Annotated in this window: 23 protein-coding genes and 1 tRNA gene; 13 read left to right on the forward strand and 11 right to left on the reverse strand. The window is 66.0% G+C overall.

Annotated features, from left to right (window positions below; all coding sequences use genetic code 11):
• Nucleotides 1-3 precede the first annotated feature (3 nt).
• The 8 genes from ACSC1Y_RS14660 (at nt 4) to ACSC1Y_RS14695 (ending at nt 7,305) form a co-directional block, all read left to right on the forward strand.
• Nucleotides 4-474, forward strand: coding sequence for a hypothetical protein (locus ACSC1Y_RS14660; RefSeq protein WP_435335665.1), 471 nt, complete (start codon nt 4-6; stop codon nt 472-474).
• Nucleotides 475-568: 94 nt separating this feature from the next.
• On the forward strand, nt 569-1,387 hold the full coding sequence (locus ACSC1Y_RS14665; RefSeq protein WP_435335666.1) for a DUF6159 family protein: 819 nt from the start codon (nt 569-571) through the stop codon (nt 1,385-1,387).
• 91 nt (nt 1,388-1,478) lie between these two features.
• Nucleotides 1,479-1,967: an Lrp/AsnC family transcriptional regulator gene (locus tag ACSC1Y_RS14670; RefSeq protein WP_435335667.1), complete on the forward strand. Its 489-nt coding sequence runs from the start codon at nt 1,479-1,481 to the stop codon at nt 1,965-1,967.
• Nucleotides 1,968-1,969: 2 nt separating this feature from the next.
• On the forward strand, nt 1,970-3,112 hold the full coding sequence (locus ACSC1Y_RS14675) for a pyridoxal phosphate-dependent aminotransferase (protein ID WP_435335668.1): 1,143 nt from the start codon (nt 1,970-1,972) through the stop codon (nt 3,110-3,112).
• Between the two features lie 81 nt (nt 3,113-3,193).
• Nucleotides 3,194-3,595 (forward strand): universal stress protein, encoded by a 402-nt coding sequence (locus ACSC1Y_RS14680; protein ID WP_435335669.1) that lies wholly within the window; start codon nt 3,194-3,196, stop codon nt 3,593-3,595.
• A gap of 2 nt (nt 3,596-3,597) precedes the next feature.
• Nucleotides 3,598-4,068: a DUF6789 family protein gene (locus ACSC1Y_RS14685; protein ID WP_435335670.1), complete on the forward strand. Its 471-nt coding sequence runs from the start codon at nt 3,598-3,600 to the stop codon at nt 4,066-4,068.
• A gap of 78 nt (nt 4,069-4,146) precedes the next feature.
• Nucleotides 4,147-5,910, forward strand: a complete 1,764-nt coding sequence (locus ACSC1Y_RS14690; RefSeq protein ID WP_435335671.1) for a cbb3-type cytochrome c oxidase subunit I — start codon at nt 4,147-4,149, stop codon at nt 5,908-5,910.
• Nucleotides 5,911-6,084: 174 nt separating this feature from the next.
• A complete protein-coding gene (locus ACSC1Y_RS14695) occupies nt 6,085-7,305 on the forward strand; it encodes a GNAT family N-acetyltransferase (protein WP_435335672.1) in 1,221 nt (406 codons plus the stop codon).
• 104 nt (nt 7,306-7,409) lie between these two features.
• Here the strand turns inward: ACSC1Y_RS14695 and ACSC1Y_RS14700 are convergent, their stop codons facing one another.
• From ACSC1Y_RS14700 to ACSC1Y_RS14720, 5 genes are all read right to left on the reverse strand, one after another.
• Nucleotides 7,410-8,183: an ABC transporter ATP-binding protein gene (locus ACSC1Y_RS14700; RefSeq protein ID WP_435335673.1), complete on the reverse strand. Its 774-nt coding sequence runs from the start codon at nt 8,181-8,183 to the stop codon at nt 7,410-7,412.
• On the reverse strand, nt 8,180-9,244 hold the full coding sequence (locus ACSC1Y_RS14705) for a branched-chain amino acid ABC transporter permease (protein WP_435335674.1): 1,065 nt from the start codon (nt 9,242-9,244) through the stop codon (nt 8,180-8,182). Before ACSC1Y_RS14705 ends, ACSC1Y_RS14700 begins: the two co-directional genes overlap by 4 nt.
• On the reverse strand, nt 9,244-10,125 hold the full coding sequence (locus tag ACSC1Y_RS14710; protein WP_435335675.1) for a branched-chain amino acid ABC transporter permease: 882 nt from the start codon (nt 10,123-10,125) through the stop codon (nt 9,244-9,246). The genes ACSC1Y_RS14705 and ACSC1Y_RS14710 overlap by 1 nt, the downstream gene beginning before the upstream one ends.
• A 7-nt stretch (nt 10,126-10,132) precedes the next feature.
• Complete coding sequence (locus ACSC1Y_RS14715) at nt 10,133-11,530, reverse strand: ABC transporter substrate-binding protein (RefSeq protein WP_435335676.1); 1,398 nt, start codon at nt 11,528-11,530, stop codon at nt 10,133-10,135.
• Nucleotides 11,531-11,682: 152 nt separating this feature from the next.
• On the reverse strand, nt 11,683-12,837 hold the full coding sequence (locus ACSC1Y_RS14720; protein ID WP_435335677.1) for an NAD(P)/FAD-dependent oxidoreductase: 1,155 nt from the start codon (nt 12,835-12,837) through the stop codon (nt 11,683-11,685).
• A 76-nt stretch (nt 12,838-12,913) separates the two neighbouring features.
• Between ACSC1Y_RS14720 and ACSC1Y_RS14725 the strand changes: the two genes are divergently transcribed.
• Entirely contained in the window at nt 12,914-13,885 is a 972-nt protein-coding gene (locus ACSC1Y_RS14725) for an ornithine cyclodeaminase family protein (protein ID WP_435335678.1), read from the forward strand.
• A gap of 212 nt (nt 13,886-14,097) precedes the next feature.
• The gene (locus ACSC1Y_RS14730) at nt 14,098-15,960 is read left to right on the forward strand and encodes a PAS domain-containing sensor histidine kinase (RefSeq protein WP_435335679.1); all 1,863 of its coding nucleotides are present in this window, start codon (nt 14,098-14,100) and stop codon (nt 15,958-15,960) included.
• A gap of 37 nt (nt 15,961-15,997) precedes the next feature.
• Here the strand turns inward: ACSC1Y_RS14730 and ACSC1Y_RS14735 are convergent, their stop codons facing one another.
• The 3 genes from ACSC1Y_RS14735 to purL all read right to left on the reverse strand — a co-directional run bounded on the left by ACSC1Y_RS14735 (nt 15,998) and on the right by purL (nt 19,571).
• Nucleotides 15,998-16,567 carry a HalX domain-containing protein gene (locus tag ACSC1Y_RS14735; protein ID WP_435335680.1) on the reverse strand — a complete coding sequence of 190 codons (570 nt, stop codon included), beginning with the start codon at nt 16,565-16,567 and terminating at the stop codon, nt 15,998-16,000.
• Nucleotides 16,568-16,766: 199 nt separating this feature from the next.
• Nucleotides 16,767-17,342 carry a hypothetical protein gene (locus tag ACSC1Y_RS14740; RefSeq protein ID WP_435335681.1) on the reverse strand — a complete coding sequence of 192 codons (576 nt, stop codon included), beginning with the start codon at nt 17,340-17,342 and terminating at the stop codon, nt 16,767-16,769.
• 93 nt (nt 17,343-17,435) lie between these two features.
• Nucleotides 17,436-19,571, reverse strand: coding sequence for a phosphoribosylformylglycinamidine synthase subunit PurL (gene purL / locus ACSC1Y_RS14745; protein ID WP_435335682.1), 2,136 nt, complete (start codon nt 19,569-19,571; stop codon nt 17,436-17,438).
• A gap of 353 nt (nt 19,572-19,924) precedes the next feature.
• Here purL and ACSC1Y_RS14750 point away from each other — a divergent pair, with 353 nt between their 5' ends.
• Nucleotides 19,925-20,164 (forward strand): TrmB family transcriptional regulator, encoded by a 240-nt coding sequence (locus ACSC1Y_RS14750; RefSeq protein WP_435335683.1) that lies wholly within the window; start codon nt 19,925-19,927, stop codon nt 20,162-20,164.
• Nucleotides 20,165-20,280: 116 nt separating this feature from the next.
• Here ACSC1Y_RS14750 and ACSC1Y_RS14755 read toward each other — a convergent pair whose 3' ends face one another.
• Genes ACSC1Y_RS14755 through ACSC1Y_RS14765 form a run of 3 tightly spaced genes read right to left on the reverse strand, consistent with a single transcriptional unit; the run spans nt 20,281 to nt 21,843 of the window.
• The gene (locus tag ACSC1Y_RS14755) at nt 20,281-20,436 is read right to left on the reverse strand and encodes a hypothetical protein (protein ID WP_435335684.1); all 156 of its coding nucleotides are present in this window, start codon (nt 20,434-20,436) and stop codon (nt 20,281-20,283) included.
• A gap of 58 nt (nt 20,437-20,494) precedes the next feature.
• On the reverse strand, nt 20,495-21,313 hold the full coding sequence (locus tag ACSC1Y_RS14760; protein ID WP_435335685.1) for an HD domain-containing protein: 819 nt from the start codon (nt 21,311-21,313) through the stop codon (nt 20,495-20,497).
• Nucleotides 21,314-21,360: 47 nt separating this feature from the next.
• A complete protein-coding gene (locus ACSC1Y_RS14765; protein WP_435335686.1) occupies nt 21,361-21,843 on the reverse strand; it encodes a redoxin domain-containing protein in 483 nt (160 codons plus the stop codon).
• Nucleotides 21,844-22,013: 170 nt separating this feature from the next.
• Here ACSC1Y_RS14765 and ACSC1Y_RS14770 point away from each other — a divergent pair, with 170 nt between their 5' ends.
• A complete protein-coding gene (locus ACSC1Y_RS14770) occupies nt 22,014-22,307 on the forward strand; it encodes a Sec-independent protein translocase subunit TatA/TatB (RefSeq protein ID WP_435335687.1) in 294 nt (97 codons plus the stop codon).
• 24 nt (nt 22,308-22,331) lie between these two features.
• A tRNA-Arg gene (locus ACSC1Y_RS14775) sits at nt 22,332-22,404 on the forward strand.
• The last annotated feature ends 361 nt before the right edge of the window (nt 22,405-22,765 follow it).

Below are 22,765 nucleotides of genomic sequence, written 5' to 3' on the forward strand. Positions count from 1 at the left end.
CGTATGCCAGAACTCACCATCTCGGAGGAACAGCGGGAGTTCCTCGAATCGCTCCGCACGGAGATCCAGGCCGAGGTCCGGTACGGCAAGGTCCGGCCCCGGGACGCGCTCCAGTACCTCATCGACACGCACGACACCGACGAACTGGACCTCGACGTGGAGGCCCCCGGGTCGTCGCCGGCGCAGGAAGACGAGGCCGACTGGGCCGAGAGTGCAGACGACGGCGACGACACCGACGACACAGATGCGGAATCGAGCGAGTCCGACGAATCGGAAGCCTCGTCGGACGACGACGGTGATGATAGCGGCGAAGATCGACTCAACGCGATGATGAACCTGATGGACACCCACGACGACAAGTGGCGAGAGGCGTCGAAGGAGGACGCTCGCTACGAGGTCGACATGCCCGATGGGACGACCGAGTACGTCCAGACGAAAGACGACGTCCGGGCGCACCTCTTCAAGAACTACTGAGGGTCGGTCGGCTGCTCGCGTCACCATATTCGACGAACCGACTGCCACCCCGTCTCACTGCGGGCTTATCTCCTCACCCGACCTCTCGGTACACATGAGTTTCTTCGCACGGCTGAAGTTCGGCTGGCACCTCGCGATGGACAGCGTCGGTGTCCTCCGGAAAGACCCCGAACTGCTCGCGTTCCCCCTCGTCGCCGGGGTCGCAGGCACCGTCTACCTCGTCCTGTTGCTGGGCGGCTCGTCCCTCGTTGTCGGTACCGAGTCTGGACCGCTCGCCTGGGTCGTCCTGTTCGCGCTCTACCTCGGCTCGACGTTCATCGCCTCGTTCTTCACCGCGGGGCTGATGCACGAGTCGCGGGAAGCGTTCAGGGGACGCGACCCATCGCTTCGGAACGGGCTTGCGGCAGCCTGGCGGAACGTCGGCACGCTGTTCGCCTGGGCGGTCATCGCGGCGACCGTCGGGGTCCTCCTCCGGGTAATCCGAGGTGACGATACCGTCGTGGGCGACATCCTCGCGGGCCTCGTCAGCGTCGCCTGGGGCATCCTGACGTACTTCGTCGTTCCGGTCGTCGTCTTCGAAGACGTCTCCATCGGGGACGCCATCCGCCGCAGCGGCGAGACGTTCAAGCGGACCTGGGGCGAGACCGCGGGTGCCGGCTTCGGCGTCGGCCTGGTCAGTATCCTGTTCACCGTCGTCGGCGTCGGCCTCGCCATCGGGGCGTTCGCCCTCCTCGGCGGAAGCGGAGCCGGGTTCCTCGTCGCCGCGATCTTCGCCGTCGTCGTGGTACTCGGGACCGTTCTGGTCGGCCAGGCCCTCACCGGCATCGCGAAGACCGCCCTCTACGTCTACGCGACCGAAGGGACCCAGCCAGCGGCGTTCGACGACGTGGACTTCCGGCACACGGTCCGCTGAACTGACACCGCCGAACCAGTGACGAGGGTCGCTGGCGGCGAACCCGGACACGGAAGCAACGCTTTTGCGCCTCCCTCTGCTCGGTTGGAGTATGAGTGCACGGGACGACCTGCTCGACCTGCTGCTGGAGAACGCGCGCCACTCGACGGCGGACCTCGCCCGCATGACGGACCTGAGCGAGGAGGCGGTAGCAGCAGAGCTAGCGGCACTCGAGGACGAGGGTGTCGTACGCGGCTACCAGGCCATCGTCGACTGGGACAAGACCGACCGCGAGGTCGTCCGTGCGAACGTCGAGCTGAACGTCACGCTCGACCGCGAGACGAGCTACCAGGACATCGCCGAGCGCATCGCCCGTTTCCCGGAGGTCAGGACGCTCCGGCTGGTCAGTGGCGACTACGACTTCCAGATGGAGGTCGAGGGTGAGTCGATGCACGACGTGTCCATCTTCATCTCGGAGAAGGTCGCGCCGGTGCCCGAGGTGACCCAGACCGTGACGCACTACGTGATGACGACCTACAAGGACCGCGGGGTCCGCTTCGACGACGGCGACGACGACGAGCGCCTGTCGGTCTCGCCGTGACGATGAAGGTCTCAGACCGGGTCCGGTCGGTCCCACCGTCGGGTATCCGCAAGTTCTTCGAACTCGCTGAGGAGCGAGACGACGTCATCTCGCTGGGCGTGGGCGAACCGGACTTCTCCGCGCCGTGGGCCGCCCGCGACGCGGCCATCGAGTCGCTCGAACGCGGCCGGACGAGCTACACCGCCAACCGCGGGAAGCGAGAGCTCCGCACCGAAATCTCCCGCCACGTCGCCGACCGGTACGACCAGCAGTACGACCCCGACTCCGAGATACTCGTGACGACCGGGGTCAGCGAGGGCGTCGACGTCGCCCTCAGAGCCCTGGTCAACCCCGGCGACACGGTCGCCGTCGTCGAACCGGCCTACATCTCCTACGTTCCGGGCGTCGTCTTCGCCGGCGGCGAACCGCTTCGCGTGACGACCCGCGAGGAAGAGGAGTTCAAGCTGACCTACGAGGCGCTGGAATCGGCGGGCGCGGCCGACGCCGACCTGCTGATGCTCTGTTATCCGAACAACCCGACGGGAGCGGTTATGACCGAGTCGGACCTCGAACCCATCGCCGAGTTCTGCCGTGAGCACGACCTCACGGTCATCTCCGACGAGATCTACGCCGACCTCCAGTACGAGAACGACCACACGTCCATCGCCACCCTCGACGGGATGCGCGAACGCACCGTCGTCTTCAACGGCTTCTCGAAGGCCTACGCGATGACCGGGCTCCGGCTGGGCTACGCGATGGCACCGCCGGAGGCCGTCTCAGCGATGAACAAGGTCCACCAGTACGTGATGCTGTCTGCACCGACGACCGCCCAGCACGCCGCACTGGAGGCCCTGCGGAGCTGTGACGACGAGGTCGAGTACATGCTCTCGCAGTACGACCGCCGTCGGCGGTTCGTCCTCTCCCGGTTCGAGGAGATGGGCATCGACTGCTTCCGGGCGAAGGGTGCGTTCTACGTCTTCCCGGAGGTCCCGGACGAGTACACCTCGGAAGGGTTCGCGGAGTCGCTGCTCGACGAACAGGGCGTCGCCGCCGTCCCCGGAAGCGCCTTCGGCGAGAGCGGAGAAGGCCATCTGCGCGTCTCATACGCGACCGGGCTGGACGACCTCCGCGAGGCGATGGACCGGTTCGAAGCCTTCCTCGAGTAGGGGCGCACCCGATTCCTTTGTCGACGACGACCACACATTCTCGGGGACGGTTTCAATAGCCTCCCGTCCGTCTCGGCAGGCATGACAACGCTGCTCGCCGGGACAGACGACGCGGCGACGAGTCACAAGCTCTGTGACTACCTCGAGGAACGGGTCGACCAGGTCGACCGGCTCTACGTCGTCAACTCGCTCACGGGAGACGGCGACGAGGAGAAGGTAGCCGCGGGAGAGGAAGCCCTCGCCGTGTTCGAAGACCGCTTCGACGACCGGACGACCGTCGAGATGCACCAGTTCACCCGCGGAAACGACGCGACCGCGGACCTGCTCAGCTTCGCCAGCGAGCAGGACGTCGACGAGCTCGTCGTCGGTATCGACCAGAAGCGAACGCAGGTGAAGAAGCTCATCTTCGGGAGCGTCGCGCAGGCCATCCTGCTCCAGACCGACCGACCGGTCGTGGGCGTCCCACTCCCGCCGGGTGAGTGACGATGGGAGCGACACTGAGCGAGGACGGCCCCGTTCCGCGTCCCCTCGCCGCGTTCGCCGGCGGCCTCGCCGGGGTCACCGTGATGTCCACCCTCTTCGTCATCTTCGAGGTGCAGACGCGAACGCAGATGGAACTGTTCGAGGTCGTCTCCCGGTTCGCCGGTGTTCCCGGACAGGTGTTCGTCGGATTCGCACTGTTCCTGGTCGCGGGCGTGGTCGCGTGGCCCCTGCTGTTCGTCGCGCTCGAAGCGTACGTCCCGCTCGAGCTCGACCCCGCGACCGCCGGGATGGGATTCGCCACGCTGCTCTGGGTCGCGTTCGTCGTCACGGGACGGGGCTCGCTCGGCGGAGCGATCCTCGTCGTCTACGCCGTCTCGACGCTGCTGGCACATCTCGCGTACGGATTCACCCTCGGCGCCGTCTACGCACATCTCACCGGCCGGCAGTACACTCACTCGTCGACGCCGACGTGAGCAGCGGGCCCGAACACGACGGCTTACCCACCTGCCTTGGGCGTAGCTATTTTTGACCGCTCCGAGAACGTACCCCAAATGTCGTCGCCCTTCGCGTCGGGACTCGTCGCCGGTACCACCGCGGTGGTCGCGCTGACGCTCGCCCTCCTCGTCGTCCATCTCCGGGTCGGCGGCCACCATCGTCGGCTGATATCGGACGGTGGCTACCTCGCTGGAACCGGACGGCTGACGAACAAGCCGACGGGCATCGTCCGCTGGCTCACGACCGTCGACCACAAGGACATCGGTATCCTGTACCTCGTCTTCGGCACCGTTGCCGCTCTCTGGGGCGGGATGGACGCGATGATGATGCGAACCGAGCTCGTCACCGCCCAGACCGACGTCTGGAACGTCGAGACGTACAACCAGCTGTTCACGACCCACGGCCTGACGATGCTGTTCTTCTTCGCGACGCCGGTGTTCACCGGAATCGGAAACTACGTCCTGCCGCTGCTCATCGGCGCCGACGACATGGCGTTCCCACGCGTCAACGCCGTCGCGTTCTGGCTGCTGCCGCCGTCCCTGCTGATGGTCCGTGCCGGCCTCGTCACCGACGTGATCGGGAAGGGACTGCAGGCGGTCGGCCTGCCGACGCACGGACTGCTCGAACTCGTTCCACCTGCGGTCGGCTGGACGATGTACACTCCGATGAGCCACACCTCCGCGATTCCGGGCGAGGTCAACCCGGAGGTCTCGGTCATGCTGCTCGGCCTGCACCTGAGCGGCCTCGCGACGGTGATGGCCGCTATCAACTTCGTTGTCACCGTGTTCACCGAGCGAGGCGAGGGCGTCGGCTGGGACACGCTCGACATCTTCTCGTGGACGCTCCTCACCACGAGCGCCATCGTCATCTTCGCGTTCCCCATCCTCGGCAGCACGCTGCTGATGCTGCTCATGGACAGGGTCGTCGACACGACGTTCTTCACGACCGACGGCGGTGGCCCGATGCTGTTCCAGCACCTGTTCTGGTTCTTCGGCCACCCCGAGGTGTACATCCTCGTCCTGCCGTCGTTCGGACTCGTGAGCCACATCCTCCCGAAGTTCTCGGGTCGGAAGCTGTTCGGTTTCCGGTTCATCGTCTACTCGACGCTCGCCATCGGCGTCCTCTCCTTCGGCGTCTGGGCGCACCACATGTTCGCGTCCGGCCCCGACCCCCGGCTGAAGGCGTCGTTCATGGCCGTCTCCATCGCCATCGCCATCCCCTCCGCCGTCAAGACGTTCAACTGGATCACGACGATGTGGAACGGCCGGGTCAGGCTCACCGCCCCGATGCTGTTCTGTATCGGCTCCATCGCGCTGTTCATCGTCGGCGGCGTGACCGGCGTCGTCCTCGCTTCCATCCCCGTCGACCTCGTCCTCCACGGGACCTACTACGTCGTCGGTCACTTCCACCTCATCATCGTCGGCATCATCCCGTTCTCGATGTTCGCGGCGAGCTACTACTGGTACCCCCTCCTGACCGGACGGTTGTACAACCAGACGCTCGCGAAGGCCCACGCCTGGCTCAGCATCGTCGGTGCGACGGTCACGTTCGTCCCGTTGCTGGTGCTCGGCTACGCCGGGCTCCCGCGCCGGTACGCCGAGTACCCCGTCGTCTACGAACCGCTCCAGCAGGTCGCCACCGTTGGGGCCTACCTCATCGGTATCGGCGTGATGCTCTGGCTGTACAACATGCTCAACTCGCTCCGGACCGGCCCGCTCGTCCAGGAAGCAGACGTCTGGGGCCTGAAGGAGACGGGGCAGTTCACCCGGGAGTGGCAGTGGTTCGCGGAGCAGCTGGAGGAGCGTCGCGGGAGTGAGTGACCGTCGCGGAAGCGAGTAGGAAGACAGCTTTCCCAGGGCTCGCTCACTCGACGTAACCGGCGTCGTTCTCGTGGACTATCTCCGTGTCGCGCTGCGACGTCCGGCCGACTGGCGACCGACACGGCCTGCCACACTCGGGCAACCTACTTCACACAGCCACGCGAGTCTCGAGTTATGTCCGATTACCGCCCTCTCTCCGACTCCGAGGCCCACCGGGAGCTGTTCCACGACTTCGTCACCTACGCCTTCCGCCCGCAGGCGGGACCACCCGAGTACGACCCGGAGGAGGTGAACGAGGAGAAGCGCAAACTCGGGGACAAGCGTGGTCTCTTCGAGGACGACGAGGCACTCTGTGTCTGCCAGCACTACTGGTTCGAGACGACGCTCCGTGGCGTCGACGTCGAGATGCCGGGTCTCTCGGCGGTCGCCTCCCCGCCGGAACACCGACGCGGTGGGAACATCCGCCAGCTGCTCGTCGATTCGCTCACCGAGTACCGTGAGCGCGACGCCCCTGTCTGCGCCCTCTGGCCGTTCTCGTACGGGTTCTACCACCGGTACGGCTGGGACACGTCGAACCACCGGAGCGAGGTGACGTTCGACCCCGAGGTACTGGAACCGGTCCTCGCCGACCACGAGCCGCGAGGCTCGTTCCGGAACCTCGACCCTGACGACTGGGCGGCGGTGGCCGCCGTCTACGACGAGATGACCGGCGACGAGGACCTCGCCATCGACCGGACCGAACGATGGTGGCGCTACCGGTGTTTCTCCGGCTGGGAGCAGGACCCGTTCGTCTACGGCTGGGAGCGAGACGGTGAGGTCCGCGGCTACGTCATCTACGAGGTCGGGAAGGACGGCGACGAGCGGACGATGAACGCCTGGGAGGTCGGGTTCGTCGACCACGAGGCCTATCTCGAGTGCCTCCGGTTCTGCTACAATCACGACTCGCAGGTCGGGGAGGTGTCCATCTCCGGCGGGACCGACCCGCTCCTGCTCGACCTCGTCGACGACCCGGCGGACCTTACCGTCACACAGAAGACCGGGGCGATGGTCCGCGTGGTCGACGTGGTCGACGCGCTCGAGACGGTTCCGTATCCCGCTGGGACCGAGTCGACACTCACCTTCGAAGTGGTCGACCCACTCGTGGACTGGAACGATTGCCGGTTCACGCTCCGTGTCGAAGACGGCGACGGGACCTGTGCGCCGACCGCCGCCAAGGACACCGTCGAGCCAGACGTTCGCCTCGACGTCGCGGCTCTGTCCCAGCTCGTCGTCGGCTACCGCGGACTCGACCGTCTGGAGCGAACCGCCGACCTGGCCGTCGAGTCCGTAGCCGCTCGCGAGGCACTGAAAGAGCTGTTCCCGCCGCGAGAGACCTACGTCCGGGACTTCTTCTGAGGCGGGACGGGCGGTCCGAGAAGGTCGATTCGAGGGGACGCCTTCGAGAAGGAACGGTTCGAGAAAGTTGATTCGAGAAAGGCCAGCTCGACCGGCCGACTCGATTACTCCTGATCGCCGCCGAGGTAGGCGTCGATGACGCGCTCGTCGGAGAGGACCTCCTCGGGCGTCCCCGTCGTCAGGACCGAACCCTGGTCGAGGACGATGATGCGCTCGACCATGTCGGCGAGCGTCTCGATCTCGTGTTCGACGATGAGGAAGCTGCGGCCCTCCTCGCGGTTCAGCCGGACGATGTGCTCTGCGATGCTGGCCTGGAGCGTCGGGTTGACGCCGGCGAACGGTTCGTCGAGCAGCATCAGGTCCGGATCGAGGATGAGCGCCCGGGCCACCTCCAGCAGCTTCCGCTGGCCGCCGGAGAGCGACGCGGCGTACTCGTCGGCGAGTCGGGACAGTTCGAACATCTCGAGCAACTCGTCGACCCGCTCGTGGACGTCCGACTCGTACGCCTGCACCTGACCGGGTCGGAACACGGCGGTCGCGGCTCGCTCCCCGGGATGGCCGGGGTCGCCGAGTGCGATGTTCTCCCGGACGGTCATCGAGGTGAGTTCGCGCGACTGCTGGAAGGTGCGCACCATCCCGCGACGTGCGAGTTCGTGGGGTGCGAGGTCGGTCACGTCGTCGCCGCGGAGCGAGACGGTCCCGCTGTCGGCGTCGAGTACGCCGGAGACGAGGTCGAACGTCGTCGTCTTCCCGGCCCCGTTCGGCCCGATGAGGCCGACCAGTTCGCCCTCCTCTATGTGGAAGCTGGCGCCAGCGACGGCCTGCACGCCGGAGAACGACTTCGAGAGGTCGTCGACCTCGAGGACGTTCTTCGTCATCGCTCCACCCCGAGCTTCCCGGCGTCGCCCCAGAGTCCCTGCGGGCGGTACCGGATGATGAGGATGAGCAGCAGGCCGACCATGATGAGCCGGACCGACGCGAACTGGTCGGCGGTCACTGCCGGAACCTGCTCGTTCAGGAAGCGGGTGAACAGCCGGAAGCCGACGATGATGCCGACGCCGACGATTGCGGCCCAGTCGTTCCCGGGCCCACCGACGAGCATCCCGACCCAGACGGTGACGGTGACGCTGATGGTGAAGAAGCCGGGCGAGACCGAGCCGAGGTTGAACGCGTACAGCGCACCGGCCGCCCCGGCGATGGCCGCCCCGTAGACGAACGCCCAGAACTTGTAGCCGAAGACGTTCTTCCCGAGCGTGCTCGTGACGCGTTCGTCGGCCCGGATGGCCCGCAAGACGCGACCGTACGGCGACTCGGCGAGCCGGTGGAACCCGGCGTAGGTGACGAGCAACAGCCCGCCGAACAGCAGCGTCGTGAGCATCGCCGAAGCGCCGGCCGTCCCGGCCAGGTCCGCGATGGGCCGAGGCACGTTCTGCAGACTCACGTCGCCGCCGGTGATGCCCTGGAAGCTCCCCAGCAGGTCGTGGAGGATCTCCGCGATAGCGAGCGTGACGATGGCGAGGAAGTCCCCGCGTAGCCGGAGCGTGCTCGCCCCGATGAGGGCACCGAGTACGGTCGCGGCGACGACCGCACCGATCAACCCGACGGGCCACGGGAAGCCGAGGCCGACGCCGACGAGCGGGTCCTCTGCGGTCAGCATCGCGGCGGCGTAGCCACCGACCGCGAAGAAGGCCACGTGGCCGAAGTTGACGAGGCCTGTGTGGCCGAACTGCAGGTTGAGGCCGACGACGAGGAAGCCGAACAGCAAGAAGAGGATGATGTCCTCGAAGAACGTGAGGCTCCACGCCGGCGGCTGGACGAACAGCGGCGTCAGCAGGAAGACGAGCGAGACGGCGACGAGAAGGCCGCCGAGCGTGCCCGTGCCGACCGGGACGCGCTCCCGTATCGTCTCCACCGTGGACTGGATGCTATCGCTCGACATCAGGCGCTCACCTCCTCACCCGTGATACCGCCCGGCCGGACCAGCAGCACGAGGACCAGCATGACGAACGCCATCGTCGTCCCGAGCTCGCTGGCCCACGACGGCAGCAGGGCGATGGCGAGCGAGACGGTGATGCCGAGGACGTAGGCGCCAACGACGGCCCCGTAGACGCTGCCGGCGCCGCCCAGGATGGCGGCCGTGATGACGAGCAGGAGCTGACTGAAGCCGGTGTGGGGAGTCGCCCCCTGGCCGATGGCGAGCATGTAGCCCGCGAGTCCGGCGAACGCCGAGGCGAGTATCCAGACGATGGCACGCATCCGCCTCGTCTGGATGCCGGTGACCTTCGCAAGCGCCTCGTTGTCAGACATGGCCCGCATTGCCTTCCCCATCTTCGTCCGCGTGAGGAACAGGTGAACGCCGACGACGGCGACGGCGGTCACCCCGATGAGCAGCAGGTGCTGGCCGGTGATGAAGAAGCCGAGGTCCTCGAACCGGTAGGTCGGCGCGTTCAGGTCGACGTAGCGCTTCTCGGGCGAGGCGACGAGGCGGATACCGTTCCGCATGATGAGGCCGAGTCCGATGGACGTGAGCAGGAGCGGAATCGGGCCGGTATCGGAGAGCGGTTCGAACACGAGCCACGCCAGTAGCCAGCCCGCCAGCCCGCTCACGAGCATGACCGGGACGAGCGCGAGCGTTACCGGGAGGCCGAGCGATTCGGCGGCGACGAAGCCGAGGTACGCCCCCACGGTCATGTACTCCCCGTGGGCGAAGTTGATCATGTTCACGAGGCCGTACACCATCGTGAAGCCGATGGCACCGATGGCGATGTACGAGCCAGTTACGACTCCGAATATCAGCTCTTGAACGAAAGGGAGTGCCATGAAGGGGTTAGTAGTCGTCGATGAGACCCTTGAGGTCGTCGGCCTTCACCGTCGACTTCTCCTCGAAGCCGTCGGGCGTCACCTGCGAGACGCTGACGTTGCCGAAGACGTTGCCGAAGTCGGTGAAGTCGACGGGCGTCGCGGCACCCTCGTAGTTTATCTCGTCGCCGTTCGCGAGCGCCTCCTTCCCCTCTGCGAACGTCGAGACGGTGGTTCCGCCCTCGCGGGCGACCGCGCCGATGTTCTTCTGGATGGCAGCCGGGTCGGCACTGCCGGCTCGCTCTATCGCGAGCGCGGTGACGTTCGTGGCGTCGTAGGCGGCGACGCCCCAGGTGTGGACGTCGGCGTCACCTGCGGCCTTGAACTTCTCGATGAACGCGTCGTACTCCGGCCCCTGACTCGAACCGGCGGCGATCCACGCACCGTCCGCCTGTTCGCCGACCGCCTTCACCAGGTCGGGGTCGCGCAGCCCGTCCTCCATGAGGAGCTGCCCCCCGTAGCCCGCGCTGTCCCACTCACGGACGATGGTCGTGGCGTCCTGCAGTCCGACGGCGAGCGCCCAGGCGTCGAAGTCGCCCTCGAACAGCTTGTTCAGCTCCGACTGGTACGAGGACTTCCCTTCGCTTATCTCCACCCGGTTGGAGACGCTACCACCGTTGCCCTCGAACGCCTTCTGGAACGAGTCCGCCCAGGAGCGTTCGCCCTGGCTCGTCCCGTTCATGATGCCGATCTTGTCGTAGCCCTGTTCGAGCATGTACTGGGCAGCCCCGAGCGTGTGGACGGTGTCGCCGATGACGGTCCGCCAGACCCACTCGTCGTCGCCGACGTCTTCGGTCCCGTGGTCGCCACCCTTCGTGTCGAGGAAGGTGGTGCCGGGCCACGGCGTGACGACCGGGACCTGCGTCTCGTTGAGGAAGTCGAACAGCGGCGTCAGTTCGCTCGAGAACAGGCCGAGAATCGCGGACGCCCCGTCGCTGTTCACGAGCTGGCTGACGACGCTCCGTGCCTGCTGCGGGTCGACCGCAGTGTCGCGCCGCTTGACCGAGACTTCCGCATCGAGTATCCCCCCGGCTTCGTTTATCTCCTTCACCGCGAGGTCGGTCGACTGCGAGATGGCCGGCTGGAGGAAGTCCCACTTGCCGGTCAGTGCGGCGGGCTGGCCGAAGACGACCTTCGACGGACCGCCGCTCTCGCTACTGTCCGAGTCGTCCGTTTCGTCACCGCCGCCACCGCCGCCACCGCCGCCTCCGCCGCCAGAACCACCGTCGCTGGTCTCCTCACCGGGATTGTCCCCGACACCGACACAGCCGGCGAGTCCAATCGCGAGACCCGATACGCCTGCGTACTTCAGTACGTCGCGCCTGTACCCCGTCTTCGAATCGTCGTCGTCGATGTTCCGTGCCATGGTTTCACTCGTCAGATGCTCACTCGACTCATTCTCGCAGGGGGTGGTAAATATTCTTGAATAAATAGTTTACAAACCCGATGAAAATAATATATCTTGAGAACCATTGGCAATCTTCGTCGAGAAGAATAAGAATACTTCCAGATATGTCACTACGCGACGTTACGTTCGTCCAGCGTCTCTCCACGCTCGAACCGGTTCGCGGAGAGCGGCGTGACGTCGACGAGGGACGCTTCTCCGTCGAACGCGAGTTCGGTGACGAGCTGTCCCGTCGCCGGCGCGTGCTGGAACCCGTGTCCAGAGAAGCCGATGGCCGTGATATAGCCAGGGACGACCTCGTCGAGGATGGGGTGGTGGTCCGGGGTCACCGCGTAGAGCCCCGCCCACCCGCGTTTGATCCGGGTCTCAGGGCCGAAGTAGCCCGCCGTATCCGCGGCGTGTTCCACCGCTTCCACCATCCAGTCCACGTCCGCGGTCGTCGAGAACCCGTCCGGGTCGACGGTCGGGTCGTCGCCGCCGAAATGACCGCCGACGAGTGCCGCACCCTCCCGTTCCGGGCGGAAGTACGAGCCGGTGTCGAGGTCGATGGTGAGCGGGACCGACTCCGGGACGGGTGTCTCCGGGTCGACGACGGCCACCTGTCGCCGCTTCGGTTCGACCGGAAGCTCGACACCGGCGAGTTCGTTCACGCGGTGTGCCCACGGTCCTGCCGCATTGACCACGTAGTCCGCATCGAGCCGGCCGGCCGGCGTCTCGACTCCTGTGACCCGCCCAGTCGACTCCGACCGACAGACGTCGAGGACGGGCGTCTTCGTTCGGACGTCGACACCGGCGTCCGTCGCTGCTTGCGAGTAGCCCTGCAGTGCGAGATGTGGGTCGGCGAACCCGTCGGTCGGACAGTACGTCGCGGCCAGGAACTTCGACGGGTCGAGTTCGGGGCAGAACTCGGTGGCCTCCGTCGGTTCGAGCAACCGGCTGTCGACACCGAGGTCTCGTTGCATCGCGACGTTCTCCTCGAAGTCTACCGCCGTCTCGGCCTCGCGAGCGAGGAACAGATAGCCGGCCCGTCGGTACGAGATGTCGGTCCCGAACTCTTCCGCGAAGGTCTCCCAGACCGCGATGCTCTCGCGGGAGAGTTCGACGTTGACCGGCGTCGAGAACTGCGTCCGGATGCCACCGGCCGAGCGTTCCGTGCTCCCCGAGCCGATGCTTCCCTTCTCGCAGACGACCACCGATGCCCCCCGCTCCGCGAGGGCGTGTGCACTCGCGAGTCCGACGATACCGCCGCCGATAACGACCACGTCCATACGCCCACCATTGCGATACCCTGTGTTAACTCTTGGCGACGGAAGCTCTAACACGACGTGCTCGCATGGTGAAGGCATGGTCCGCATCCTCGACGACGACGACGTCGCACAGCTCCTCGACCTGTCGGGGCTCCTCGACGTGGTGGAGACCGCGTTCCGACGACAGCGTGACGGTGCTGTCGAACGGCCGCCACGGCCGCACTTTCCCGTCGGTGTCGGACTCGACGAGTCGTCTCCCGACGACCCCCTCGGAACCGGCCTGACGATGCCGGCCTACATCCACGGCGCCGACACCTACGCGACCAAACTGGCGAGCGTCCACGAGGGGAACGAAGCGCGGGGTCTCCCGACAGTCAACGCCCAGATAGCGCTCACCGACGCGGCCACCGGGCAGCCGGTCGCATACCTCGCCGGGACGCGCATTACGAACGCCCGAACGGGCTGTATCGGCGGGAACGCCGTCCGCCACCTCACCAAGGGTCCGGTCGACCTCGCCGTCTTCGGTGCCGGGACACAGGCTCGCTGGCAGACCCGCGCCATCGCCGCCGCGACTGACCTCGCCAGCGTGGCGGTCTACTCTCCGAGCGACTCGAAGTTCGACTTCGTCGACGACCTCGCCGACCTCGAGTGCGACGTTCGCGCCGCGGAGTCGCCTGCCGACGCCCTGGACGGCGCGACCGTCGTGGTCACCACGACGACGAGCACGAGTCCAGTGTTCGACTCGGCCGACCTCGCCGACGGGACCCTCGTCGTCGCCATCGGGGCGTACACGGCCGAGATGTGCGAGCTGGACGCCGGGACCGTCGCGCGCGCGGACCGTCTCTATGCAGATGTGCCAGACGAAGCCGTCGAGACCGGCGATCTCGCGGGACGGGTCCCGGAAGCGGACCTTCGGCCGCTCGCGGACGCCTTCGACGGTCCGCCCGTCGGAGACGACGAGGTCGTCCTCGTCGAGAGCGTCGGGTCCGCGGTACTCGATGCTGCGACGGCAGACTGGGTTGTCGGACGGGCCGCGGGGGCGGACGTCGGACGGACCGTCTCGCTCTGAGTCGACGCTCATATACCGTTCCGGACATCTCGATTCTCCCGTGTACTGGACGCAGACCGCTCCTGGCCGCTTTTCGACGCTCCGTTCGCGGCCACGAAAGGTAAGTAGGGGAACCACGTACTCGCTGACAGTCTACTAGTCATGCATCCGTCATCCTCGCGATACCTGCCGTTCTCCGACGCCAGACGGTCGACGTGCGAGGTGGCCGGCGCGTGACACGCAGAACACGAACCGCGGACCGGTCGCTTCCAATCCTCGACCGTGTCGACGACGCGTTCTTCGCGCTCGACTCCGGCTGGCGATTCACGTACATCAACGACCGAGCAGAGTCGATGCTCAAGCGGTCACGGCGCGAACTCATCGGCCGGGTGATGTGGGACGAGTTCCCGGAGACGGTCGAGACCCAGTTCCCAGAGGGGTTCCACGAAGCCATGGAGACGCAGGAACCCGTCTCCTTCGACGTCTACCACCATCCGATGGACACCTGGTTCGAAGCTCGGGCCTATCCCTCGAACTCGGGTCTGTCGGTCTACCTGCGGGACATCACGGCGCGAAAGGACAGCGAGAAGGAGCTCGCCCAGCACGCCCGCGTCGTCGAGGCGGTCCACGACGGCGTCCTCACCGTCGACGACGACAACCGAATCGCCAGCGTGAACGGGGCGGTCGAGACCGCACTCGGTGCGTCCCGGTCCGACCTCGTCGGTGAACCGATCCACCGCCTGCCGGAACTCGCTTCCATCGACGTCGAAGGGGCGATGGCGATGGGAGAGGCCATCGGAAAGATACAGGCGGGGCACACCCGCCACGAGCGGTTCGAGCTGACGTTCAGCAACGCCGCAGGTGAAGAGCGAGTCGGCGAGATGCGCATGGTGGCCCTCGGCGACGGACAGGCGAACGTCGCCGGCGTCATTCGCGACGTCACCGAGCAACGCGAATACCAGCAGACGGTGGGCTCGCTCCACGAGGTCACCCGGTGGCTGTTCGAGGCCGAGGACGCCGCCGAGATCTGTTCCGTGGCAGTCCACGCTGCGGGCGAACTACTCGACCTGCCGCTCAGCGGCATCTGGCTCCTCAACGACGAGATGGGCGTGCTCGACCCGATGGCCGCGACGATGGACGCCCACATGGAACTCGGCGGCCTCCCCCAGTTCTACGAGGGCGAGGGACTCGTCTGGGACGTCTACCGCGACGGTGAGATGGTCTACTTCGACGACCTCTCGACCGAGGACGTCTACGACCCCGATAGCCCCCTGCAGAGCGAGATAATCGTCCCCATCGGCACTCACGGGGCGCTGATGACGGGGTCGAAACAGCCCGACGCCTTCGGCGAGACCGACCTCGAACTCGTCTCGTTGCTCGCGTCGAACACCGAGGCAGCGCTCGACCGGGCGGACCGGGAACGGCTCCTCCAGAACCGGACCCAGAGCCTCACCCGCCAGTCGGAGCGGCTCCGCTCGGTCGCCGACATCCTCTCGGAGGACCTCCAGTCGTACCTCGACTCCGCAGCGACCGAGTTCGCCGACGGTGACGGCGAGGCCGCAGAGGCCATGGAGACGCTCACCCGAGCCGAGGCACTCGTCGACGACATCCTCGAGTTCACCCGGGACCAGACCTCGATGGGTTCGCGCTCCTCGGTCGACTTCGAGCAGGCCCTGTCGGACGCCCTCGACGCCTCCCTCGCCGAGGACATGACCGTCTACCTCGAGTTCGAGGGTCGGCTCCGCGCTCACCGCGACCGCTTCGTTCATCTGCTCGAGACCGTCTTCAACGACATCTGCGGGCGGGCCGACGGCGCCGGTGCGACGGTCAGGATCGGCCCACTGGAGGACGACGAGACGGGGCGACCGACCGGCTTCTACATCCTCGACGACGCCGAGCGGATACCCGAGACGGAGTTCGACCGCGTCTTCGAACCGGCGGCGGGCGGTGCCCGCGACGAGGTCGGCCTCGGGCTGGCGGTCGCCCGTGAGATCGCCGAGGCCCACGGCTGGGACGTCGAAGTCTCGACGGGACAGGCTGGCGGGACGCAGTTCTCGATTACGGGGATGGTGACGTTCGAAGTGACGCGCTCGTGAGAACGGAACCGTCCGCCAGACGGACGTGGGCGACTGCTCACTCGGTCCGGGACAGGTCCCGACAGACCCGACGGTAGGCGTCGTGGTCGGAGAGCTCGGTGATGGTCTCGTCGAGCTGGGCGCGCATGACGTTGAGCCGGTCCTGCAGCCTGGCGTACTCCTGGGAGGCGTGCAGCTCCGCCTCCGTCTTCTGTGAGTCGAGCACGGCCTTCTTCGAGGCGAGTGAGAAGAACTGCTGTATCTGTGTGTCGTAGGTCGAGCGGAGGAGCAGCTGGTCGATGGTCGAGAGCAGGTCTGACTTCGAGACCGGCTTGACGAGGTAGTCGTCGAAGCCCATCCCGACGATGTCGAAGTCGGGTTCGACCGCGGTGACCATCGCGACACGTGTATCGAGGTCGCGGTCGCGGATGGTCGAGAGGACCTCGTCGCCGGAGAGGCCCGGCATCCGCCGGTCGAGCAGGACGATGTCGACGGTCTTGGAGATCGCGTCGAGTGCCTCCGAACCGCTGTATGCCGTCTCGACGTCGGTCGCATCGCGCAACCACGCCGCGTAGAGGTTGGCCAGGTCGGGTTCGTCCTCGACGATGAGGACCGTGGGGTCAGCCATCTCCCTGCCCTCCCTCTGTGTACATGCCTGTGTGGTTGCCGGACGGTGTATAAGAATATGACGGGCGTTCGGGGTTCGAGACGCGGTTACGTCGTCGACTGACGCACAGTAGGTCACTGCGCGAACTGACGCACAGTAGGTCACTGCGCGAACTGACGCACAGTAGGTCACAGCGCGGGCCGCCTGCAGACGACAGCGATCACCAGGACGACGCGAATCCCACGATGTGTTCGACTGGAGCGGGGATCCGCACGAACGTCGCCTCGACGTGTGTCTCGTCTTCTCGCTGGCAGTCTCCCTCCCGTGCAACCACCTCGTAATCGACCCGGAACGAGTACCCTCCGTCCGGTCCCTTATCGGACTCCTGCCAGCGAAGCCGGTCTATCTCCCGCGTCGAATAGCCGCCGACTGTATACTGGTCGACGACGACCGTGTACGTCGACAGGTCCGTCTCCTCGACGAACGCAATCGCGTCGGCCGTTCCAGTCGTCTCCTCGGCGAACTGGAGCGCGTCGGTGCCGTCCGTGGAGGCGACAGCCCAGTGTTCCGAGGTCCATCCACGGAGTGGCGACACGTCGGACGACGTGACGGCTGGCTTCTCCGAGGCATTCCGTACCCGCTGTGTTTCCGGGGACGTTGTCTCTCGCGAGTAGCTTCGCTCGGTCGCGGTCGCAGTCTCTGTCTCCGGGCCGCCGTCTGTTCCGAGACAGCCACTCGTGAGGACCGATGCCCCGACCAGACTCTGCAGTACGTGTCGACGTGACGGGAGGGCCATACGGCTGCCAGTCTCGGTTCGGTGATGAACTTTCCCTTTCACTGTCAGAAATCAGCTGGCGGACCTGTCGCGAAGAACCGCCGCTCGACCGCCTCAGTCCAGCTCGCGCTCGATGACCGACCGAAGCTCGGCGATGGCGGCCGCGTCGTAGGTCAGGCCGCCGTCGCCGACCGACAGTTCCAGATTGCCCGTCTCGGTCCCGTCGCCGATTGTCTCCACGGCTGCGACGCCGTCGAAGGCCTGGCGAACCGCGTCCGGGTCGGTCGTCTGGAGCAGGACGCGTCCCGGCTGTTCGTGGAACAGGGCGCCGACTGGGTCCGCGGCGTCGAGGGTGACGGACAGCCCGGCGTCCTCGGAGACCATCTCGGCGAGTGCGACCGCGAGGCCACCGTGGCTCACGTCGTGGCTGGCGAGCACGTGGTCCGAGTCGGCCACCTCGGCGAGGGTCGCAACGAACTCGGCCGCGTTCTCGGGGAGTTCCGGGAACCGGTCGCTGCCGCCGACGCGGGCGAGCAGTTCCGAGCCGCCGAGGCGCGTCTCGGTCTCGCCGGCGAGTGCGCGGTCGCCGACGAGGAGGAGTTCACCCTCGGATTCCGCGGCGAGCGGGGGTGCGTCGTAGCCGTCCTTGACGCCGACCATCGCGAGCGTCGGCGTCGGCGGGATGGGACCAGCGGGCGAGTCGTTGTACAGCGAGACGTTGCCGCCGACGACCGGGACCGACAGGTCGGCGCACATCTCGGCGAGTCCGTCGACGATTCCCTTGAAGCCGCCGTAGACCTCGGGCTTCTCGGGATTGCCGCCGTTGAGACAGTCGACCGCGGCGAGCGGGGTCGCGCCCTTCGCGGCGATGTTGGTCGCGTTCTCCAAGGCGACGGCGCGGGCGCCGTCGAAGGGGGCGCACTCGGTCCAGAGCGGGTCGGAGCCAGCGGAGATGGCGAGACCCTGTTCGGTCTCGCGGATGGCGACGATGGCCGAATCGTCGCCGGGGCCCGTCGCGGTCCGGACGCCGACCTCGTGGTCGTACTGGCGGTAGACCCACCGCTTGGAGGCCGTGGTCGGGCTCCCGACGACGGCTTCGAACGCGTCGGCGAGGTCGACCGCGGGGATGTCGGTCTCGGGCACCGTGGGCTCCTCGTGCGCGAGGTCGTTCATCGGGGCGCCCTCGCCCAGGAACTCGGCGTCGACCGAGACGACCTCCTCGCCGCCGAAGGTGCAGACGTAGTCGCCGTCGGTCACCTCGCCGATGACGGAGCAGCCGAGGTCGAACCGTTCGGCGATCTCGGCGACGCGGTCGACGTTCTCCGGGGCGACCTCGTAGCACATCCGCTCCTGCGACTCGGCGAGGAGTATCTCCAGTGCGTTCATGTTCGGTTCGCGCTGGTGGACGCGCTCCAGGTCGATGCGTGCGCCGAGGCCGCCCTTGGCGACGAGCTCCGAGGAGGCGCCGCCGAGGCCGGCCGCGCCGAGGTCGCGTGCGGATTCGACGAGCTTCTCCTCGACGAGTACCTCGTTCGCCTCGATGAGGAGTTTCTCCGTGTACGGGTCGCCGACCTGTACGGCGGGTCGGTCCTCGGTCTCTGCGTCCTCGCCGAGGTCCTCACTGGCGAAAGAGGCTCCACCGAGACCGTCGCGGCCGGTGCCGTTGCCGACGAGGACGAGCTTGTTGCCCGGTTCCTGTGCCTCGGCCGTGACGAGACGATCCTCGTCGAGCAGGCCGACACAGGCCACGTTCACGAGTGGGTTGCCCTCGTAGTCCGGATGGAAGTCGACGCTCCCGCCGACCGTCGGGACACCGATGCAGTTCCCGTAGTGGCTGATACCCTCGACGACGCCCTCGAACAGGTAGCGGGAGTGCTCGCGGTCGAAGTCGCCGAAGTACAGCGAGTCGGTGAGCGCGATGGGGTAGGCACCCATCGACAGCGTGTCGCGGACGATGCCGCCGACGCCGGTCGCCGCCCCGTCGAACGGGTCGACGAAGGAAGGGTGATTGTGCGATTCGATGCCCAGCGTGACGTACGTCGAATCCCGCAACCGGACGACTGCGGCGTCGTCACCCGGTCCGATGACGACCTGTTCTCCCTCGCTGTCGAACGCCGCCAGCAGGGGTCGAGAGGACCGGTACGCACAGTGCTCACTCCAGAGGTTCTCGAACAACGTGGCCTCCGCGGGTGTGAGGTCACGCCCGAGTTCACCCTCGATGAGTTCACGGTCAGAGTCGGCGAGGCTCATTCACCTCCATGTCGATACTCCCCCGACTAATGCGTTTCCATGTGCACGTTCGTGTATATTGTCGTGAGGTGGTGCGGGGCGGAAGACGCCCGATTGGAGCGGCCCGTCCGCGGTATCGTTCCGAACCGGGTAATGGACGCCACCGACATCCGGCCCCACGACGCGACGGCTCGTCACGAGTCGAACCGATTACAATTCTTGCCGTCTGCCCGTTTCGGTAGGTGTGTATGGTCTGTGCGTCGTTCGCGATGGTGTAGTGTCGAGTCGCCGCTGCCTGGCGTGAGAAACGCCCAGATTTACGACTATCGTCGAACCCGAGTTTTATTATCGTCGAATCTATTCCTCAGTATACCATGAGCACGACACACTCCATCGAACTGGATCGACCCACGGCGGTCGCCGCCGTCGACTCACCGAACGCGAAACTCGTCACACTCTACCTCGAGACGGTCGGGGAGGGGACGGCCGAGCAACTGCAGTCGGACCTGGGACTCTCGAAGCTCTCGCTCCTGTCCATCCTCTCGACGCTCGAGCGCCGCGGACTCGTCGAACGCGACACGAAAGGCACCATCAACCTCTGCGACGCTCAGTAGAACCTGTCGTACAGCAGGTCGCCGACGAACGCCCCGAGGTTCGGAGGAACGACGACGAACCCCAGCGTCCGAAACACGACGAAGGTCAGCCACGGGGAGAATGGATTCTGTGGCGGTCAGAGCAACGGGAGAACTTCGGCGAGATACTCACGGGAGACGATGAGTAGAACGATCGCGACGACGGCAGAACAGCCGACTCTCATTCCGACACGGTAGACGTCGGTGTCGACGCTGGTCGGTGGGTCGGGCCATTCGCCGTCCTCGTCTCGCATAGGCGCCGGAGGAAGCGGAACAGCAGGAACGGTTCGCCGCGGAAAGCTGTGAGGACCGCTAGAGCTCGATCCGTTCGACGAGGTCGTCGGTCTCGTTTCCGGACTTGATAGCGACGATACGGATGTGCTCTTCGAGCATCGAGTCCCGGAGCTTCGCTTTCAGCAGGTTGTCGACCTGGTAGACGCCCGCCGCGCTCGTCATCTCTATCTCGACGAGGACCGCATGGTTTTCGCTTTCGCGGAGCGAGACGTTCTTTATCGCCTGGCTGGACAGGGTGTTGATACCTCGACCGCCCTTCTCGTAGGGGATGCGCGACCGTCCAGACTCCATATCGAGCGCGTCGGCGACGCGGACGACGCCGGCCTCGCGGGTCAGCGGCAACTCGGCGGTGTGGTGGCAGAGAATCGCGTGAAGGACCTCGCCTTTGACCCGGACCGCCTCCGACTTGCCGTAGAACTCGGGCAGGACGCGGTCGAGGACGTCCGAGGCGAGCGGGATGGAGTAGTATGAGTGCTCGTCGCGGTGGACGACGTGGCCGATGTCGTGCAGGGTGGCCGCGAGCGCGACGATGACCGATTCGTCCTCCTCTTCGAGCCCCTGCTGGCTTGCGCCGTTGAAGTCGACGCCGGCCCGCTTCAGCAGGTCGTAGAGACACAGCGCACGGTGACGGACGATAGAGATGTGCTTCGGCCCGTGGTCGTTGTACCCCTTCCGGTCGACGGCGTTGACGTTCTGCGCTTCGAGATACGTCTGTATCTCGACGTCGTTCTCGATGTACTCGAGGACCTTGTTCAGCTTCTCGTCCGGGAACGAATGCTCGTCGTCGGGCGCGTACGTCCGACCCTCGACACCGACGTCGTCGCTTGCGTCGCTCATATCTCGAGTCTCACTGCCCTGCTAAAAAAGCGCTTCGCGCGTGTGGTTCACTCGCGTGCGTTCTCAGCCGCCTCGCGAACCGCTTCGTAGTCCGGCTCGACGCCGGGGTCGTCGCTAACCCACGACCAGGTGACCTGTCCGTCGCCGTCGACGACGAAGACCGAGCGCTTGGCGACACCGTAGACGCCCAGGTCCGCGAAGTCCATGCGGACGTCGTAGTCGTCGATGACCTCCTTCTCGAAGTCGCTCAGGAGGCCGAACGAGAGGTCGTTCTTGTCGCGGAACTCGTTGAGCGCGAACGGCGAGTCGACGGAGATGCCGTAGACGGATGCGCCGACGTCCTCGAAGCCGACGAGCTGGTCCTGGAACGTACACATCTCGGTCGTACAGACGCCGGTGAACGCGCCGGGGAAGAACGCCAGGACGATGGGCGCCTCCTCGTCGAGACGCTCAGAGAGCGTGAACGAGTCGACATCGCTGTTCGCGAGCGGTACCGTGAAGTCGGGTGCGTCGTCTCCTACTTCGACCATTGTACCCCCTGCTACACGTAGCGGTGGCAAGTCGGTTGCGTTCTCGACTGAGCGCGAACCGACCGACTGGCCACTCGTCTGCCGGATACTCCGTTAGCGGCTGAGTTGTCCACACCGTATACAGATGAGCAAAAAGGTTATAATCGGCAGCGGGTAAGCCACAGGTAGAGATGGCACTCGAAACCACACCACTGTTCATCGGGGGCGGCCTCGGTGGACCCGAAGTTATCGTCATCTTCCTCATCGTCGTGCTGCTCTTCGGCGCGAACAAGATCCCGAAGATCGCACGCTCGACCGGTGAGGCGATGGGCGAATTCCAGAAGGGGCGAGAAGAGGTAGAGGAAGAACTCCAGCAGATGCGGGAGGGGAAGACCAAGTCCAGTTCCGTCGACACGGAGCCCGCAGCGAGCGAGCCGACGACCGAGACGGAAACCGAGACTGAGACCGAGACAAACGAGAAGTAAAACGGGCGTTATTTTTCTGCCACGGGGCGTGTGGCCTAGCGGATAGGGCAGGAGGTTCCTAACCTTCTGATCGCGGGTTCGAATCCCGTCACGCCCGTTCTCCGGCGAGCAATAGCGAGCCGTGAGAACGAGCCCAGGGATTCGAATCAGGGAGCAACTTGAAGAGTTGCGACCGTGGTTCGAATCCCGTCACGCCCGCTCACTGCGTTCGCGGGCGTGACGGACATCGCGAATCCTTCGGATTCGGTCAATCCCGTCACGCCCGTATTCATGTCCGATTGGCATTAAGGACTGAATGCGAATCTCGCCTCGCCCTCACTCGTCTCCGAACGGCAGTGACCACCGGATACGAACCGGAGGTATTCGAGCCCATCGAAAGAGGGGGCCGCACTCTGGGGCTGGTTTCCATGCCGAACGTTCCGGTTACCGAGTCGGCGCCGTCACCCCTCGAAGACACC

The sequence above is a fragment of the Haloarchaeobius lipolyticus genome (assembly GCF_051208015.1).
Lineage (GTDB): Archaea > Halobacteriota > Halobacteria > Halobacteriales > Natrialbaceae > Haloarchaeobius.

What these genes read in the sequence shown, in the direction of transcription:
- ACSC1Y_RS14660 (WP_435335665.1), top strand. Translation starts at nt 4, where the DNA reads ATGCCAGAACTCACCATCTCGGAGGAACAGCGGGAGTTCCTCGAATCG.
- ACSC1Y_RS14665 (WP_435335666.1), top strand. Translation starts at nt 569, where the DNA reads ATGAGTTTCTTCGCACGGCTGAAGTTCGGCTGGCACCTCGCGATGGAC.
- ACSC1Y_RS14670 (WP_435335667.1), top strand. Translation starts at nt 1,479, where the DNA reads ATGAGTGCACGGGACGACCTGCTCGACCTGCTGCTGGAGAACGCGCGC.
- ACSC1Y_RS14675 (WP_435335668.1), top strand. Translation starts at nt 1,970, where the DNA reads ATGAAGGTCTCAGACCGGGTCCGGTCGGTCCCACCGTCGGGTATCCGC.
- ACSC1Y_RS14680 (WP_435335669.1), top strand. Translation starts at nt 3,194, where the DNA reads ATGACAACGCTGCTCGCCGGGACAGACGACGCGGCGACGAGTCACAAG.
- ACSC1Y_RS14685 (WP_435335670.1), top strand. Translation starts at nt 3,598, where the DNA reads ATGGGAGCGACACTGAGCGAGGACGGCCCCGTTCCGCGTCCCCTCGCC.
- ACSC1Y_RS14690 (WP_435335671.1), top strand. Translation starts at nt 4,147, where the DNA reads ATGTCGTCGCCCTTCGCGTCGGGACTCGTCGCCGGTACCACCGCGGTG.
- ACSC1Y_RS14695 (WP_435335672.1), top strand. Translation starts at nt 6,085, where the DNA reads ATGTCCGATTACCGCCCTCTCTCCGACTCCGAGGCCCACCGGGAGCTG.
- ACSC1Y_RS14700 (WP_435335673.1), bottom strand. Translation starts at nt 8,183, where the DNA reads ATGACGAAGAACGTCCTCGAGGTCGACGACCTCTCGAAGTCGTTCTCC.
- ACSC1Y_RS14705 (WP_435335674.1), bottom strand. Translation starts at nt 9,244, where the DNA reads ATGTCGAGCGATAGCATCCAGTCCACGGTGGAGACGATACGGGAGCGC.
- ACSC1Y_RS14710 (WP_435335675.1), bottom strand. Translation starts at nt 10,125, where the DNA reads ATGGCACTCCCTTTCGTTCAAGAGCTGATATTCGGAGTCGTAACTGGC.
- ACSC1Y_RS14715 (WP_435335676.1), bottom strand. Translation starts at nt 11,530, where the DNA reads ATGGCACGGAACATCGACGACGACGATTCGAAGACGGGGTACAGGCGC.
- ACSC1Y_RS14720 (WP_435335677.1), bottom strand. Translation starts at nt 12,837, where the DNA reads ATGGACGTGGTCGTTATCGGCGGCGGTATCGTCGGACTCGCGAGTGCA.
- ACSC1Y_RS14725 (WP_435335678.1), top strand. Translation starts at nt 12,914, where the DNA reads ATGGTCCGCATCCTCGACGACGACGACGTCGCACAGCTCCTCGACCTG.
- ACSC1Y_RS14735 (WP_435335680.1), bottom strand. Translation starts at nt 16,567, where the DNA reads ATGGCTGACCCCACGGTCCTCATCGTCGAGGACGAACCCGACCTGGCC.
- ACSC1Y_RS14740 (WP_435335681.1), bottom strand. Translation starts at nt 17,342, where the DNA reads ATGGCCCTCCCGTCACGTCGACACGTACTGCAGAGTCTGGTCGGGGCA.
- purL (WP_435335682.1), bottom strand. Translation starts at nt 19,571, where the DNA reads ATGAGCCTCGCCGACTCTGACCGTGAACTCATCGAGGGTGAACTCGGG.
- ACSC1Y_RS14750 (WP_435335683.1), top strand. Translation starts at nt 19,925, where the DNA reads ATGAGCACGACACACTCCATCGAACTGGATCGACCCACGGCGGTCGCC.
- ACSC1Y_RS14755 (WP_435335684.1), bottom strand. Translation starts at nt 20,436, where the DNA reads ATGCGAGACGAGGACGGCGAATGGCCCGACCCACCGACCAGCGTCGAC.
- ACSC1Y_RS14760 (WP_435335685.1), bottom strand. Translation starts at nt 21,313, where the DNA reads ATGAGCGACGCAAGCGACGACGTCGGTGTCGAGGGTCGGACGTACGCG.
- ACSC1Y_RS14765 (WP_435335686.1), bottom strand. Translation starts at nt 21,843, where the DNA reads ATGGTCGAAGTAGGAGACGACGCACCCGACTTCACGGTACCGCTCGCG.
- ACSC1Y_RS14770 (WP_435335687.1), top strand. Translation starts at nt 22,014, where the DNA reads ATGGCACTCGAAACCACACCACTGTTCATCGGGGGCGGCCTCGGTGGA.